Genomic DNA, 15,970 nt, shown 5'->3' with positions numbered 1-15,970 from the left:
CCGCGGCCGGAGAAACGGCTGGTCGCGGCCGGATACGGTCGACGCATGACTGCTGAGCACCCGGCGCTCTCCCTGCGTGGCCTGGCGAAACACTTCGACGGCAAGGTCGCCGTCGCCGGTGTCGACCTCGACGTGCCAGCCGGCTCCTTCTACGGCCTGCTCGGCCCGAACGGAGCGGGCAAGACCACCACCCTGTCGATGGCGGTCGGGCTGCTCCGGCCGGACGCCGGCGACGCCCGGGTGCTCGGTCACGACGTCTGGGCCGACCCGGTGCAGGCGAAGCAGCTGCTCGGCGTCATGCCCGACGGCGTACGGCTCTTCGACCGGCTCAGCGGCGCGGAGCTGCTCGCGTACCACGGTCTGCTGCGGGGGATGGACCCGGCGGTGGTCGACCAGCGGGCGGCGGAGCTGCTGGACGTGCTCGCGCTCGGCGACGCCGGCCGGACACTGGTGGTCGACTACTCGGCGGGCATGAAGAAGAAGATCGGCCTGGCCTGTGCCCTGTTGCACGGGCCCCGGCTGCTGGTCCTCGACGAGCCCTTCGAGGCGGTCGACCCGGTCTCGGCCGCGCTGATCCGGGACATCCTGCACCGGTACGTGACCGGGGGCGGCACCGTCGTCTTCTCCAGCCACGTGATGGAGGTCGTCGAGCGGATCTGCTCGCACGTGGCGATCCTGGCGGCGGGCACCATCAAGCGGGTCGGCCCCATCGACGAGGTGCGCGGCGGCCGCTCGCTGGAGCAGGTCTTCGTCGAGGTGGTCGGCGGCCGTACGGCGACCGGCGAGGAGTTGGCGTGGCTGTCGCGGTGACCGAACCGACCGTCTCCGCCCAGCCCGTCCGGCGGGTCTCCGCCCGGCACTTCGTCCGGCTCAAGCTGCGGGTGATGGGCAACAACTTCCGGGGCCAGGGCTGGCGGGTCGCCCTCTTCGTGGGCGGCGCGGTGGCCGGGCTCTGGTTCGCCGGCACCGGCTTCTTCCTCTTCGCCGCGCCCGGCCTGGCCGACGAGAGCCGCTACGCGCTGATGGTCGCCGCCTTCGGTGGTGGCCTGACGGTGCTCGGCTGGCTGCTGCTGCCGCTGGTCTTCTTCGGGGTGGACGAGACGCTGGACCCGGCCCGGTTCGCGCTGCTGCCGCTGCCCCGCCGCACGCTCGTCACCGGGCTGTTCGCCGCCGCATTCGTCAGCGTCCCCACGATCTCCGTGCTGCTGGCCCTGTGCGGGCTGGTGGTCACCGCCGGGGCGCTGGGCGGCTGGTCGGCCGCCGCGGTCGCCCTCGTCGGGGTGGTCGCCGGGCTGCTGCTCTGCGTCGCGGCGGCCCGGGCGGTGACCAGCGCCTTCGCCACGGCGCTGCGGTCCCGCCGGGTCCGTGACCTGGCCGCCGTGCTGCTCGCCGTGCTCGCCGCGCTGCTCGGGCCGTTGCAGCTCCTGGGCGTCGCCGCCCTCTCCGACGCCGACTGGGACCGCCTCGACGGGGTGGCCGAGGTGGTCGGCTGGACCCCGTTCGGCGCGCCCTGGACGGCCGGCATCGACGTGGCCGAGGGCCGCCTCTGGGCCGCGCCGGTGAAGCTGCTGATCACGGCGGCGACGATCGTCGCGCTGCTGGCCTGGTGGTCCCGCTCGCTCGAGTCCGCGATGGTGGGCACGGTCAGTGCCGGGCCGGCCCGCGCCCAGCGCGGCGCGACCGGCGGAGCGGTCGCCCAGCTCTTCCCGAGGGCGGTCGGCTGGGCCCGGCGGGACCGGTTCGGCGCCCTCGTCGCCCGGGAGGCCCGCTACTGGTGGCGGGACGCCCGACGGCGGGCCAACCTGATCACCGTCGCGGTCGTCGGTCTCTTCGTACCGGTCATGGTCAACCTGGGTGGCTCGGGCTTCACCATCGACAGCGCCGAGGGGTTCAACGCCAGTCTCGACTCGTCCCCGGTGCTGTCCAGCCTGTCGATGCTCTTCGTCGGGCTGCTCGCCGCCGTGACCCTGGCCAACCAGTTCGGCTTCGACGGCAGCGCGTACGCGGCGAACGTGGTCGCGGGCGTCTCCGGCCAGCAGGAGCTGCGCGCCCGGATGGCCGCGTTCTCGCTCTACGTCCTGCCGATGCTGGTGGTGATCTCCGTGGTCGTCGCGGTGGTCGTCGGCGAGCCCGGCTGGATCGGGCTGATGGCGGGCACCCTGTTCGCCACGTACGGCGCGGGGCTGGCGGTGAACTGCTTCGTCTCGGTGCTCGGGGCGTACTCGCTGCCGGAGACGAGCAACCCGTTCGCGTTGAACACCGGCGCCGGGATCGCGAAGAGCTTCCTCACCCTGCTGGCGATGCTCGCCACCGCGGTGGCGGCGGTGCCGATGGTGGTGGCCGCCGGGCTGCTCGGCGACGCCTGGCTCTGGCTGGCCCTGCCGCTCGGGGCGGCGTACGGCCTGGGGGTGGCGCTGCTCGGCGCGTACCTGGCCGGTGACGTGCTGGACCGCCGGATGCCGGAGCTGCTCACCGCGGTGACCCCGCGCCGCTGACGGCGGGCCGGGCGCGGAGGGCGGGCCGGCGCACGTCGGACGCGGTGGTTGCCGGTCGGCGGCACAATGGCCTGATGCCCGTCGTCGAAGCGGTGATCACCGTGCCGGTCCCGCCCGAGGTGGCCTTCGCGGTCTCCCAGACCACCGCGCCCGTGCGCTACCGGTGGGACCCGTTCGTGCGCGAGCAGCACTTCACCGACGGGGCGACCCGACCCGGCAAGGGGGTGCGGACCTTCACCCGCTCCCGGCACGGCCTGGCGATGGTGAGCGAGTACGTCTCCTGGGCCCCGCCGAGCCACGTCGGGATGAAGATGGTGCGCGGGCCGTGGTTCTTCGAGATGTTCGCCGGCGGCTGGCGGTTCGCGCCCGCCCCGGAGCCCGGGCACGCGATCGCCACCTGGCGGTACAGCTTCCGCTGCCGGCCCGCGTTCCTCCGCCCGGTCGCGGACCGGATCGGGTCCTGGCTGCTCGGCCGCGACATCCGCCGCCGGATCGCCGGGTACGCCGCCGGCTGCACGGACCCGGAGGTGCTGGCCGCCGCCCGCCGGTCACTCACCGCCGACGACTGACCCCTCCAGCGGTACGCGCACCCGCGGCCCTCACCGCCGCGCGATCACCGTCCTCGGCGGGCGGCCTCGGCTGGTGCCCGGCCGGCACCGAACGAGGTGCCCCGCAGCGACCCGCTACAAGATCTTGGAAAGGAACGGCCCCTCGAGGGGCGAAGAACCTCCAGGATCTCAAGCGACGGAAGACGCCTTTTGCCGCCACATGCCGGAAGGCAGGGACATTCGTGCGGCTGCGCCGGAAAAGGGGAACGCTGTCCCGTGGGTCAGTGCCGGTAGGGTCGGCCGGTGAGCAGATCGTCCGGACGCACCGCGAACTTCCGCACCCTGTACCACGGGCAGGCCACAGCTGGCGCCGCGTCGAGTTTCGGCCTTTTTCTGATCCGCCGATCCGGGTCATGGGCGCAGCACTGGGCATCGCTCAATGCTGGCAGGCAGCCCGTCCCGCCCCCGCCGCCGGTGGATCTCACCCGTGAGACGGTCATCATGCTCTCGGTAGGGACCCGCGCTGTTCTGGGCTACGACGTCACCATCGAAGACGTCACCGTGCGGGAAACGACTCTGGTGGTGACCGGCGTCGAGAGGCGCCCCATGGGCGATGTGACACTGGACATGACGTGTTCACCGGTGCACATAGTGGCGGCGCGATTCGGGCCCCAGACCTTTGCGGACATGCTGCTGAACCTGCGCATCAAGTCTGCTGAAACTACTTGATCCGGTGATGTGGCCGGCCACGAGACGGCCCTCGCCAGGTCGGCCTGCTCGCAGTCGATTCCTGCGAATCAGCGCTACGGGTCCCCCGGCGACGACGCGCCGGGCCGCATCAACCGATGCCGTCGACCGCGGCCCTGAGTGCATTGATCGACGGATCCCAGCTGAAGTTCAGGACGGGGAGGCCGGAAGCGGCGGCATTGCTGTCGCCACCAAGGACCACTGCCCGCGGCTTACCGGTGCCCTGGGGGACGATGAGATACCAGCTGCCCTTTACATTCGCGATGAACACTTCATCTACCTCCTGGTCGGGCGGGTTCGGGTTGGCGACGTCTCCGACGTAGTTCTCGAAATCCACCGTCGCGCGGAAATCCGTCGGACTGCCGGTGTTCAGCCAGAGACTCGTATGCACATGCGGTCCAACACCGTAGTCGCTGCCGTTCGCCGAGGCGCCGGAGTACGCGATCGTCTGGCCTCGCGACACACGTTGACCGGTTGAGACGGCGATCCTCGACAAGTGCAGGTGCCGGGTGTAATTGCCATCGTCATGGGCCATCCCCACGACGCGCCCGGTCGCGGTGGAGGTGTCGGTCTTCACGAAACGGATCGTGCCGTTCGCCGCGGCCATGACGGGGGTGCCGGTTCCGACCGCGTAGTCGGTGCCCGGCTCACCCGAGGGCGGCATCCGGTTCCGGTGGTCCTGCCAAGAACTCGAAATCCGAACATTGCCGCACGGCCTTTGATAGCTGCCAGCGGCCTGAGCGGAGCCGGGCAGCAGAGCAAAGGCGGCCGACACCCCGGATGCCGCCAACGCGGCGCTTGTGATGAACCCCCGTCGCGAAAGTCCCCGCAGATAGGCGATGCCACCGAGATCCCTGGGCCGCAGATCGCCATGGCTGGCATTCCGAGAAGGGTCGGGGCGAGGCTCCTCGCTGAGGATCATCGATGCAACTTAAGGCCACTTCCGTTGGGGGGCAAGAGCTTCTCCACGATCGCTTCTGGAAGTCGCGCGAGTCCTCTCCGTGAGGTAGCCAGGCCGGGCGCGTCGACCGCCGCAGGGCTGACCGGAGCGGGACGCGCAGGAGCTGAGAAGAGCGGCCACCACGCGGTCCGGGCCCGTCGGGGCGGGACAGGCCCCACAATGTTTCACGTGAATCAAGAGCCGGGCGCCGAGATCCACCACATCGACCCGTTCGCCGTGCCCGCCGACCAACGCTCGCCCGTACGCCGGTTGCGGGGTCGGCTGGCGTCGCCGGTGACGCTCTGGACGGCGCCGGAGCCGGCGGGCCTGACGGTCTCCTCGACGCTGGTCGCGGAGGGCGAGCCGGACCGGCTGCTCGGCCTGGTCGACCCGGAGTCCGACCTGTGGGCGGCGGTCGAGTCCGCCGGCCGCTTCGCGGTGGCCCCGCTGGGCCCATCGCACCGGCAGCTCGCCGACCGGTTCGCGGGCCTCTTCCCGTCCCCCGGCGGCCTGTTCGCCACCGGCACGTGGACCGACACCCCCTACGGTCCGGTGCCGGCCGACGCCGGCGGCTGGGCGGGATGCCGGCTCGACACCGCCCGCGAGTACGGCTGGGGCCTGCTGGTGGAGGCCACCATCGAGGCCGTCGAGCTGGTCGGGGAGACGGACCCGCTGCTGCACTACCGGGGCCGGTACCGCGAGCTGACCTGACAACCGCGACCGGCGGCGACCGGGCGACCGTTCGGCCCACCCGGGCCGCGCCCGTGACCGGTGAACGGAGTGAGCTGCGTCACTCGGCGCAGCCACCGTGCCGTTCGGCGCAGCCGCCGACCGACGTCGATCTCGCCCTTCCCCGGCGGGGAGCGCGCTTCCTACCGTGCGCGAAACTCCCCACGCCTGTGAAGGTGGTGATCCACAAATGTCCACGGACACACCCCCGTCCACGCCGTCGACCACGGCGGCGGACCGGTACCTGGCCGTACAGCGGTCGGACGAGTTCGCCGGGTTGCGGCGCACGCTGCGCGGCTTCATCTTCCCGATGACCGTCGCGTTCTTCCTGTGGTACGCGCTCTACGTGATCCTGTCCGCGTACGCGCGGGACTTCATGGGCACGAAGCTCTTCGGCAGCAACATCAACGTCGCCCTCGTCTTCGGCCTGCTCCAGTTCGTCTCCACGTTCCTCATCGCCTGGCTCTACGCGCGGTTCGCCGACCGGAAAATCGACCCGGTCGCCGACCGGATCCGCGCCGAGATGGGGGAGGTGGGCCATGAACACGGTCCTCGCGGCTGAGGCGGGCGACACCACCGCCCGCAACCTCACCATCGCCCTGTTCCTGGTCTTCGTGGCGGTGACCCTGGTGATCACCATCTGGGCCAGCCGGCAGACCAAGACGGCCACCGACTTCTACGCCGGCGGGCGCTCCTTCTCCGGGTTCCAGAACGGCATGGCGATCGGCGGCGACTACATGTCGGCCGCGTCGTTCCTCGGCATCGCCGGCATGATCGCCCTGTACGGCTACGACGGCTTCCTCTACTCCATCGGCTTCCTGGTCGCCTGGCTGGTCGCGCTGCTGCTCGTCGCCGAACTGCTGCGCAACTCCGGCCGCTACACGATGGCCGACGTGCTGGCCTTCCGGATGCGCCAGCGCCCGGTGCGGACCGCCGCGGCCGTCTCCACCATCACCGTGTCGATCTTCTACCTGCTGGCGCAGATGGTCGGCGCGGGCGCGCTGGTCGCGCTGCTGCTCGGCATCAAGCCTGGCACCACGTTCCTCGGCATGGACGCCGACACCGCGAAGGTCGCCACCATCATCATGGTAGGCGCCCTGATGATCATCTACGTCACGGTGGGCGGCATGAAGGGCACCACCTACGTGCAGATCGTCAAGGCGTTCCTGCTGATGGGTGGCGCCCTCGTGATGACCCTGCTGGTGCTGGCGCACTACAAGTTCAACCTTTCCGCCCTGCTCGGCGACGCGGCGGCTGCATCGGGCAAGGGAGAGAGCTTCCTCAAGCCGGGCGGGCGGTACGGCGTGGAGGTGGCCGGCAATCCGACGCAGACCTTCTACAACAAGATGGACCTGCTGTCGCTCGGCATCGCGCTGGTGCTCGGCACCGCCGGCCTGCCGCACATCCTGATCCGCTTCTACACCGTCCCGACGGCCAAGGCGGCCCGCAAGAGCGTGCTCTGGGCGATCGGCATCATCGGCACCTTCTACCTGCTCACCCTGGCCCTCGGCTTCGGCGCGGCGGCGCTGGTCGGCAGCGAGGCGATCATCGCTCAGGACAAGGCCGGCAACACGGCCGCGCCGCAGCTCGCCGAGGCGCTCGGCATCGACTTCCTCGGCGGCGACCTGGGTGGCGCCACCCTGCTCGCGATCATCGCGGCGGTCGCCTTCGCCACGATCCTGGCCGTGGTGGCCGGCCTGACCCTGGCCTCCTCGTCCAGCCTGGCGCACGACTTCTACGCCAACGTGATCAAGGACGGGACGGCGTCCGAGCGGCAGGAGGTCAGGGTCGCCCGGGTCTCCGCCCTGGTGATCGGCGCGATCTCGATCGTGCTGTCGATCTACGCGCAGAACCTGAACGTGGCCTTCCTGGTGGCGCTGGCCTTCGCGGTGGCCGCCTCCGGCAACCTGCCGGCGATCCTCTACAGCCTGTTCTGGCGGCGGTTCAACACCTCGGGCGCGGTGTGGGCCATCTACGGCGGCCTGCTCTCCGCCGTACTGCTGGTCTTCTTCTCGCCGGTGGTCTCCGGCGCGCCCACCTCGATGTTCCCCGAGCAGGACTGGCAGTGGTTCCCGCTGTCCAACCCGGGCATCCTGTCCATCCCGTTCGGCTTCCTGTGCGGGTGGATCGGCACCGTGATCTCCAAGGAGCACGACGAGGAGAAGTACGCGGAGCTGGAGGTGCGTTCCGTCACCGGCGCCGGCGCCCACTGACGGCCTCCCACAGGTGCGGGGAATCGCCCCTCGTCGTCGGCGACGACGAGGGGCGATTCCTTGCGTCAGGGCGGCTCGGCGCAGTGGGTAGGCTGACCGGCATGAACGCTGTTGCCCGCTTCGGACCCGGTCACCGCATCCTCGTCACGGGCGGCGCCGGCTTCGTACCGTCGCACCTGGTGGACGCCCTGATCGCTCGCGGCTGCACCGTGGTCGCGCTCGACAACTTCGTCACCGGGTCGAAGGAGAACGTCGCCCACCTGCTGGACGAGCCGAACTTCACCCTGGTCGAGGCCGACATCTCCGACGGCCTGCCGACCCACCCGGCGATGGCCGAGCGGTTCGACGCCATCCTGCACATGGCCTCGCCGGCGAGCCCGACCGACTTCGAGAAGCTGCCGGTGGAGATCCTCCGCGTCGGCTCGGTGGCCACCCTGCACCTGCTGGACCGCGCGGTCGCCGACGGCGCCCGCTTCCTGATGGCCTCCACCTCCGAGGCGTACGGGGACCCGAAGGAGCACCCGCAGCCCGAGTCGTACTGGGGCAACGTCAACCCGATCGGCATCCGCAGCGTCTACGACGAGGCGAAGCGCTTCTCCGAGGCGGCCACCATGGCCTACCACCGCAGCCGCGGGCTGGACACGGCCATCGTCCGGATCTTCAACACGTACGGCCCGCGGATGCGCCCGGACGACGGCCGGGCCATCCCGACCTTCATCTCCCAGGCGCTGCGCGGCGAGCCGATCACCGTGCACGGCACCGGCAACCAGACCCGGTCGATCTGCTATGTGTCCGACCTGGTGCACGGCATCCTGCTGCTGCTCGACTCCGGCGAGACGGGGCCGATCAACTGCGGCACCGAGCACGAGATGAGCATGCGGCAGCTGGCCGAGACGATCGTGTCGCTCACCGGGAGCAGCTCCGAGGTGACCTACATCACCCGCAGCGCCGACGACCCGGAGATGCGCCGCCCGGACCTGACCCTCGCCCGCGAGCTGCTCGGATACGAGCCGACCGTGGCGCCCGAGGACGGCCTGCGCCGCACCATCGAGTACTTCCGCGAGCGGATGGTCTAGCGGGCGTGCCGCCGCCGGCGCACACGTCGGCGGCGCTACGGGGCGACAGTGGCCGCGCGTACGTACCCTGAGTTACATGTCAGCGACCATGCCCGCCGGAGTTCCACTCCCGCACCTGCACCGCAGCGCCGGGCGCGCCTCGGTGCCCGGCCCCGGCCGGGACGCCGGACGCGCCCGGCCGGCCGAGGCCCGCTGGTCCCCGGCGGCGGACGAGCCACGCGCAGGCGGCCCGGGCGGTCCCGCGGGACCGGGCGGACCGGCCGGACCGGGCGACCCGGGCGGGCCTGACCGGCCGGGCCGGCGCGGCGTCCGCCCCCGGTGGGGCCGGATCGCCCTGGTCGCCGGCGTGGCCGTGCTGGTGCTCGCGCTGCTCGGCGGGGCGGGCGCCTGGTTCTACGCCCGGGGCCTGAACGACGACCTGGCCCGCACCGACCCGTTCTCGGAGATCACCGGGGGCCGCCCGGCCAAGGCGGTGGACGGCGCCCTGAACATCCTGCTGGTGGGCAGCGACTCCCGGGACCCGGACGCCCCGGTGGACAAGTCCAGCAAGTGGCGGGCCGACACGATCATCGTGATGCACATCCCGTCGGACCACCAGAAGGCATACCTGGTCTCCATCCCCCGCGACCTCTACGTGCCGATCCCGGAGGGCGCCAACGCGGACTGCGGCACCGGGCAGCGGGGGAAGATCAACGCTGCCTTCGCCTTCGGCGGGCTGCCGCTGGCCGTCCGGACGGTGGAGTGCTTCACCGACGTGCGGCTCGACCACGTGATGGCGATCGACTTCGCCGGCTTCAAGCAGGTCACCGACGCCCTCGGCGGCGTCGACCTGAAGGTCGAGCGGACCATCACCTCGATCCACAAGCCGTACCGGACGTTCACCAAGGGCACCAACCACATGGACGGCGCCGAGGCGCTGGACTGGATCCGGCAGCGCAAGCAGTTCCCGGACGGCGACTTCGCCCGGATGCGGCACCAGCAGGAGTTCCTCCGCGCCCTGATGGACAAGGCGGCGAGCACGGGCACGCTGACCAATCCGAAGAAGCTGAACGACTTCCTCAAGTCGGTCACCGCCGCGGTCACCGTCGACCAGAGTTTCTCGCTGGTCGACATGGGGGTCCAGTTCCGCAACCTGCGCGGCGAGAACCTCACCTTCGTGACCAGCCCGCACGTCGGCAGCCAGACCATCAACGGGGAGTCGGTGGTGGTGTCGGACAAGGAGAAGGCGCTGACCATGTACAAGGCGATGTCGGCCGACACCATGACGGCCTGGGTCGAGGCCAACCAGAAGAAGGACGGCACCGGAAACTGACCAGCCCCGCCGGCCGGCCCTCCCGTGATCGACCAACGTCATCACGTTTCGGGGGGCCGGCCGACCGCTTCCTGTGAGCCAACCGCCGACCAGCCGTATCGATCTGTCCGTTCGGTCAGTTTTCCTGGATGACGGCCGTACGAACGGTATTCGACGGTCGGACGACCTCGCCAGGACGGGAAAGCGTCCGTAAAGTGATCCCGCCCCCTGACAACGCGAGCTGGAGCACGCATGCCGGTTCAGACCAGCCGTCGCCCTCCGGCGCTGGATTCCCCCCGTGGCCCGGTCCGGGCCTCCACGAGCATCCCGAAGCAGCCCGTCAAGGGCGGCAGGCCCGGTGGCGGGTCCGCCAAGAAGCGGTCGCGCCGCAAGGACCCGCTCTGGGCCCGACTCACCCTGATCTTCGGCGCCGTGCTGATGGTCGCCAGCGGTGCGGCCATCGTCGGCAGCAAGGCGCTGATCAGCAGCGCCACCGGCAACATCGCCCAGCGCAACCTGCTCGGCGACGCGGGCAAGACCGACGCCGAGGGTGGCGCCAGCCTGGACGGCCCGATCGACATGCTGCTGCTCGGTGTGGACGCCCGGGAGCGGTGGGCCGCCGACGACGTGCGGGCGGACAGCATCATCGTGCTGCACATCCCGGCGACGCACGACCAGGCGTACCTGATCTCGATCCCCCGGGACACCGAGGCCCAGATCCCGGCCTTCAGGCCGAGCGGCTACAAGGGCGGCACCGACAAGATCAACGCGGCGTTCCAGGCCGGCGCCCGCAACGGCGGCGGCTGGGAGGGCGGCGCCCAGCTGATGGCGCAGACGATCAAGAAGATGACCGGGATCAGCTTCGACGGCGCGGCGATCATCAACTTCGGCGGATTCAAGAACGTCATCGAGGCCCTCGGCACCGTGCGCATCTGCGTCAAGCAGGAGGTCGAGTCGATCCACATGTCGTACGTCGACGGCAAGCCGATGTGGAACGCCGACGCGAAGAAGACCGGCAAGCAGCGGACGCCCGTGGTGCACAAGAAGGGCTGCCGCGAGATGGAGGGCTGGGCGGCGCTGGACTACTCCCGGCAGCGCAAGAGCCTCAAGAACGGCGACTACGACCGGCAGCAGAACCAGCAGCAGCTGATCAAGGCGATGGCGAAGAAGGCCACCGAGGACGGGACGCTGACCAACCCGATCAAGCTGAACAAGCTGATGGACGCGGCCGGTAAGGCGTTCATCCTCGACACCGGCGGCGTGCCGGTCCCCGACTTCGTCTTCACCATGCGCGGGGTGACCGGCAACGACCTGGTGATGCTCAAGACCAACGGCGGCACCTTCCACAGCGACGGCACCCGCGAGACGCTCAGCGAGCAGACGCTGGACATGTTCCGCGCGGCGAAGCAGGACAAGCTGGCCGAGTTCGTCTTCGCCAACCCCGAGGTGGTCTCCAGCCGCGAGTAGTCGGGCCCGACCGGGGATACCGGCCCGCCGGATGACCGGCCGGGCCGGGGAGTCGGCGAAGCGGCCCGGACCGGGCAATGTCGGCGAAGCGGCCCGGGTCGCCCTGGTCGCCTCGTAGCCTGACGTGAGAAGCATTCACGTACGGGTCGCGGGGAGGCGTCACGTCCAGATCGACGGGCGACGGTCGGGGCCGGGCCGGGGCCGACGCCCGGCCCGCCCGGCCGCCCCGCGTCCGCTGGCCCCGGCTGCTGCTCGGCCTGGGCCTGGCCCTGGTCCTGCTGGCCGGGCTCGCCGTGGCGGGCCTGAATGCGCTGACCGACCGGTACGAGGGCAGCGTCGTCCGGGAGCAACTGCTCGACCCCACCGCCCGCCGGGAGCGCACCGACCCCGACGGGCCGCTGAACTACCTGCTGGTGGGGACCGACCGGTGGCAGAGCGGCAGCGCGGCGGACCGACGCTCGGACACCATCCTCATCGTGCACGTCCCCGCCGGCGGGCGGGAGGCGTACCTGGTCTCCGTCCCCCGGGACCTGCTCGTCGCCATCCCCGCCGGCAACGGCTACGGCGGCGGCCAGGACAAGATCAACGCGGCGTACGAGCACGGCGGCGGCGGCCAGGCGGGCACCCGGCTGCTCTCGGCCACCCTGTCCCGGCTGACCGGCATCCGCTTCGACGGCGCGGCCCTGATCGACTTCTCCGGTCTCCGCAAGGTCATCGACCTGCTCGGCGGCGTACGCATGTGCGTCGACACCGAGGTCCGCTCGATCCACACCGACCGCGTCTTCCCGCCCGGCTGCCAGCAGATGGACGGCGGCCAGGCGCTGGACTACGTCCGGCAGCGCTACGACCTGCCGAACGGCGACTACGACCGGCAGACCCACCAGCAACAACTGCTCCGGGCGATGCTGGAGCGCACGAGTGAGACGTCGCTGCGGACCAACCCGGTCAAGCTGGACCAGGTGATCCGCGCCGTGGGCGCCTCGTTGACCGTGGACACCAACGGCGTACCGCTGGAGGACCTGGTCGTCGCGCTGCGCGAGCTGCCGGCCGACGCGCTGCGCGGCGTGCAGGTCCCCTCCCACCCCCAGACCATCGACCAGGTGTCGTACGTGGTGCTCGACAACGGCGGGAACGGCCTCTTCGAGGCGGTACGCGGCACCCGCGTCCCGGACTGGGCGCGGGCCAACCCCCGGTGGGTCACCCGGTTGTGACTCCGGGGGCGGCCCGCCACCGGCCGTCCGGGCGAGGATCTAGGCTTGGCCCGTGTTCGGATCCCAGGTTCCCACCGTGACCGTGACCGAGATCGCCGACGACGCGTACCTGCTCGACGTCCGGGAGGACGACGAGTGGCACGCCGGCCACGCCCCCGGGGCGCACCACCTGCCGATGATGGAACTGCCGGCCCGCATCGCCGAGGTGCCGACCGACCGCGACGTCGCCGTCATCTGCCGCTCCGGCGGGCGCTCCGCACAGGTCGTCACGTACCTGATGCGCAACGGCTGGGACCAGGTGCGCAACGTCGAGGGCGGGATGGGCGAGTGGGCCGCCGCCGGGCGACCGGTGGTCGGCGAGGACGGGCAGCCGGGCCGGGTCCTCTAGGACGGGCGGGATGGACGCCCCTCTCGTCTTCGCCCACCGCGGTTCCTCCCACGACCTGCCCGAGCACACCCTCGCGGCCTACCTGCGGGCCCTCGACGAGGGCGCGGACGGGCTGGAGTGCGACGTCCGGCTGACCCGGGACGGGCACCTGGTCTGCGTGCACGACCGCCGGCTCGACCGCACCAGCAACGGCCAGGGGCTGGTCAGCGCCCGTACCCTCGCCGAGCTGGAGGCGCTGGACTTCGGCTCCTGGCACCCCGGCTGCGTCCCCGCTGACGGCGACGAGGTGCTGGACGAGTCGCACACCCGGCTGCTCACCCTGGAGCGGCTGCTCGACGCGGTGCTGGCCGCGGGCAGGCCGGTGCGGCTGCTGATCGAGACCAAGCACCCCTCCCGCCACGGCGGGAACGTCGAGCGCCGGCTCGTCGCGCTGCTGCGCCGGTACGGCCTGGCCGAGCCGGAACCGGACGATCCGGTACGGGTCACCGTCATGTCGTTCTCGCCGCTGGCCGTACGCCGGGTCCGGGGGCTGGCCCCCGCGCTGCCCACGGTGCTGCTGCTGGACGTGCTGCCGCGCTGGGTACGGCTGGGGCGGCTGCCGTTCGGCACCCGGATCGCCGGCCCCGGCGTCGCCCTGGTGCGGGCCCGCCCGCAGTTGGTGCCCGCCCTGCGGGCGGCGGGCAACCAGGTCTTCGTGTGGACCGTCAACGAGCCGGCGGACCTGGACCTCGTCCTGGCCGCCGGGGTGGACGGCATCATCACCGACCGGCCGGCGCACACGCTGGCCAGCCTGGGCCGCTGACCGGGGTGGCGCCGGGCGGAGGCCGGGTCGGGCAGGGGTGTCCCGGGGCGGACCGGCGGGGCACACTCGGAGGATGCCGGAGCGCACCGACCTCTCCGCTCTCATCGCCGGCCACACCACGGTGATCGAAATGACCAACTCGGGCGGCACCGGCCTTCCGGTGCTCACCCACCTGCTCCGCGTGGCCCGGTCGGCGCTCGGCGCGGCGGGCACGGCGTTCGTCGAGTTCGCGCCGACCGGCGGCCGGGTGATCGCCGCGACCGGCGCCGCCGAGTGGGCCGTCGGCCACCCCGTGCCGGCCGACGACCCCGCCACCGTCTGCCTGCTCTCCGGCGCGCGGGTACGCCAGGTCCGCACGGACGAGCTCACCGGCAGGCTCTGCGGTGAACTCGCCGAGCGGGGCCTGCTCCGGATGGTGGTCTCCCGCGCGGAGATCGGCGGGCTGACGGTCGGCAGCCTGCACGTGCTCTACCCCGACGGCGACGACCCGCTGGACGCCGAGCGGCACGCCGTCGCGGGCTACGTGGCCTCCTGCATCGCCCACCTGTACGGCGACCAGACCGGGCTGCCCGTGCACGGCGACGGGCCGGTGGTGGCGGCGCTGGCGGACGGCCTGGCCGTGGTGGACCGGGACAACCACGTCCGGCTCTGGAACCCGGCCGCCGCCCGGGTCACCGGCCGTTCCGTGGCCCAGGCGCTCAACCGGCCGCTGCCCTTCCCGCTGCCCCCGTCCGGGCGGGTGCTCGACCACCGGATGCCGGACGGCCGCTGGCTGAAGATCACCTCCGGCGAGCTGCCCGGCCCCGGCACCCTGCGGGTGGTCACCTTCCGGGACATCACCGACCAGCAGCGCCGCGACCACGACCGGGACCTGTTCGTGGCGGTGACCAGCCACGAGCTGCGTACGCCGGTGACCGTGATCAAGGGCTACGCGGACACGCTCACCGACCACTGGGAGTCGCTGACCGAGACCGATCGGCGGCAGGCCGCCCGCGTGATCGGGCAACGCGCCAACGAGCTGGCCCGGCTGGTGGACCGGCTGCTCTCCTCCGCCGCCGAGTCGGGGCCGGGCGACGAGCCCCCCGCCCCGTACGACCTCGGTGACGCGCTGCGCGCGGCGGCGGTCGACCTGCCGGCAGAGCTGCGGCAGCGGCTCGTCCTCCGCCTCCCCGCGGACCTGCCCAAGGCGCTCGGCCACCGGCTGAGCCTGGCCACCGTGCTCACGGAGCTGTGCACGAACGCCGGCAAGTACTCCGCGCCGGGCTCGCTCATCGAGATCACCGCCGACGCGGACGGGTCGACGGTCTCCTTCCAGGTCCGCGACCGGGGCATCGGCATCCGGCCGGAGCACGTGGAGCGGGCCTTCGACCGGTTCTGGCAGGGCGAGTCGGGCGACCGCCGCCGCTACGCCGGGGCCGGACTCGGCCTCTATCTCGTCCGCCGGATCGTTGAACAGCAGAATGGATGGGTATCCCTACGGCCGAGGGCCGGTGGCGGTACGGTCGCAGAGGTGCGGCTGCCCCGCGGGTGACCGGCGACGGGCAACGGGGGCGTGAGGGGACGAAGGTGTCGACGGGAGCTGCCGATCGGGCGTGGTGCGTGGTGGTGCCCCACCACGCCGCTGGGGCGCGGGTGGCGAGGCGACGCCTCGCCGAGGAACTGGCCGCCGTCGTACCCCCGCCGCTCCTCGCCGACCTCGTCGCGGTCCTGGCCGAGCTGGTCGGCAACGCGATCCGGCACGCCGATCCGCTGCCCGGCGGAGTGGTCCGGGTGGCCTGGCGGCTGCGCCACTCGCCCGACGGCCAGCAGGTGCAGCTCCGGGTGACCGACGGCGGCGCCGCAGCGGGCCCCACGATGCGGATCGCCGACACCGACGCCGTCGACGGCCGGGGGCTGCACATCGTCTCGGGGCTGGCCGACCGCTGGGGCGTCGAGCGGGACGGCCTGGGCCAGAGCGTGTGGGCCGAGTTCGACCCTGCCGACGTCACCCGGTCGGACCTGGCCGTGGCCGGCTGACCGACCGCGAGGGCGGGTCCTGCCCCCGCCGAACGGCGGGGGCCTCT

The 15,970-nt window shown here is 71.9% G+C and carries 16 protein-coding genes; 15 read left to right on the top strand and 1 reads right to left on the bottom strand.

Translation table 11 applies throughout. The annotated features are described in order from the left end of the window. Positions 1-45: 45 nt before the first annotated feature. The 4 genes from AB0883_RS14515 (at position 46) to AB0883_RS14500 (ending at position 3,772) form a co-directional block, all read left to right on the top strand. A complete protein-coding gene (locus tag AB0883_RS14515) occupies positions 46-810 on the top strand; it encodes an ABC transporter ATP-binding protein (RefSeq protein ID WP_366641587.1) in 765 nt (254 codons plus the stop codon). Next, positions 795-2,495 carry an ABC transporter permease gene (locus AB0883_RS14510; protein ID WP_366641586.1) on the top strand — a complete coding sequence of 567 codons (1,701 nt, stop codon included), beginning with the start codon at positions 795-797 and terminating at the stop codon, positions 2,493-2,495. The genes AB0883_RS14515 and AB0883_RS14510 overlap by 16 nt, the downstream gene beginning before the upstream one ends. Before the next feature lie 74 nt (positions 2,496-2,569). Next, positions 2,570-3,064: an SRPBCC family protein gene (locus tag AB0883_RS14505; RefSeq protein ID WP_366641585.1), complete on the top strand. Its 495-nt coding sequence runs from the start codon at positions 2,570-2,572 to the stop codon at positions 3,062-3,064. A gap of 282 nt (positions 3,065-3,346) precedes the next feature. Beyond that, positions 3,347-3,772, top strand: coding sequence for a hypothetical protein (locus tag AB0883_RS14500; protein WP_366641584.1), 426 nt, complete (start codon positions 3,347-3,349; stop codon positions 3,770-3,772). A gap of 109 nt (positions 3,773-3,881) precedes the next feature. Here the strand turns inward: AB0883_RS14500 and AB0883_RS14495 are convergent, their stop codons facing one another. After that, positions 3,882-4,712, bottom strand: coding sequence for a M23 family metallopeptidase (locus tag AB0883_RS14495; protein WP_366641583.1), 831 nt, complete (start codon positions 4,710-4,712; stop codon positions 3,882-3,884). Between the two features lie 117 nt (positions 4,713-4,829). On the opposite strand from AB0883_RS14495, the gene AB0883_RS14490 reads away from it, so the two are divergent. From AB0883_RS14490 to AB0883_RS14440, 11 genes are all read left to right on the top strand, one after another. After that, a complete protein-coding gene (locus AB0883_RS14490) occupies positions 4,830-5,441 on the top strand; it encodes a flavin reductase family protein (RefSeq protein WP_366641747.1) in 612 nt (203 codons plus the stop codon). 208 nt (positions 5,442-5,649) lie between these two features. Further along, positions 5,650-6,021, top strand: coding sequence for a DUF485 domain-containing protein (locus AB0883_RS14485; protein WP_366641582.1), 372 nt, complete (start codon positions 5,650-5,652; stop codon positions 6,019-6,021). Further along, positions 5,999-7,672: a cation acetate symporter gene (locus tag AB0883_RS14480; RefSeq protein ID WP_366641581.1), complete on the top strand. Its 1,674-nt coding sequence runs from the start codon at positions 5,999-6,001 to the stop codon at positions 7,670-7,672. The genes AB0883_RS14485 and AB0883_RS14480 overlap by 23 nt, the downstream gene beginning before the upstream one ends. Before the next feature lie 101 nt (positions 7,673-7,773). Continuing rightward, positions 7,774-8,748 (top strand): UDP-glucuronic acid decarboxylase family protein, encoded by a 975-nt coding sequence (locus AB0883_RS14475; RefSeq protein WP_366641580.1) that lies wholly within the window; start codon positions 7,774-7,776, stop codon positions 8,746-8,748. Between the two features lie 76 nt (positions 8,749-8,824). Beyond that, entirely contained in the window at positions 8,825-10,060 is a 1,236-nt protein-coding gene (locus AB0883_RS14470; protein ID WP_366641579.1) for an LCP family protein, read from the top strand. Between the two features lie 231 nt (positions 10,061-10,291). Next, on the top strand, positions 10,292-11,506 hold the full coding sequence (locus AB0883_RS14465; protein WP_366641578.1) for an LCP family protein: 1,215 nt from the start codon (positions 10,292-10,294) through the stop codon (positions 11,504-11,506). A 293-nt stretch (positions 11,507-11,799) separates the two neighbouring features. Next, positions 11,800-12,717 (top strand): LCP family protein, encoded by a 918-nt coding sequence (locus tag AB0883_RS14460; protein ID WP_366641577.1) that lies wholly within the window; start codon positions 11,800-11,802, stop codon positions 12,715-12,717. Positions 12,718-12,769: 52 nt separating this feature from the next. Then, positions 12,770-13,105 (top strand): rhodanese-like domain-containing protein, encoded by a 336-nt coding sequence (locus AB0883_RS14455; RefSeq protein ID WP_366641576.1) that lies wholly within the window; start codon positions 12,770-12,772, stop codon positions 13,103-13,105. Between the two features lie 10 nt (positions 13,106-13,115). Beyond that, complete coding sequence (locus tag AB0883_RS14450) at positions 13,116-13,907, top strand: glycerophosphodiester phosphodiesterase family protein (RefSeq protein ID WP_366641575.1); 792 nt, start codon at positions 13,116-13,118, stop codon at positions 13,905-13,907. A 73-nt stretch (positions 13,908-13,980) separates the two neighbouring features. Beyond that, positions 13,981-15,438 carry an ATP-binding protein gene (locus AB0883_RS14445; protein WP_366641574.1) on the top strand — a complete coding sequence of 486 codons (1,458 nt, stop codon included), beginning with the start codon at positions 13,981-13,983 and terminating at the stop codon, positions 15,436-15,438. A 68-nt stretch (positions 15,439-15,506) separates the two neighbouring features. Beyond that, positions 15,507-15,923, top strand: coding sequence for an ATP-binding protein (locus AB0883_RS14440; RefSeq protein ID WP_366641746.1), 417 nt, complete (start codon positions 15,507-15,509; stop codon positions 15,921-15,923). Positions 15,924-15,970 lie beyond the last annotated feature (47 nt).

The sequence above is a fragment of the Micromonospora sp. NPDC047812 genome (assembly GCF_040704175.1).
Classification (GTDB): Bacteria; Actinomycetota; Actinomycetes; order Mycobacteriales; family Micromonosporaceae; genus Micromonospora.
Note: the sequence above shows the minus strand (reverse complement) of the source record. Positions and strands in the feature narration are given on the sequence as shown.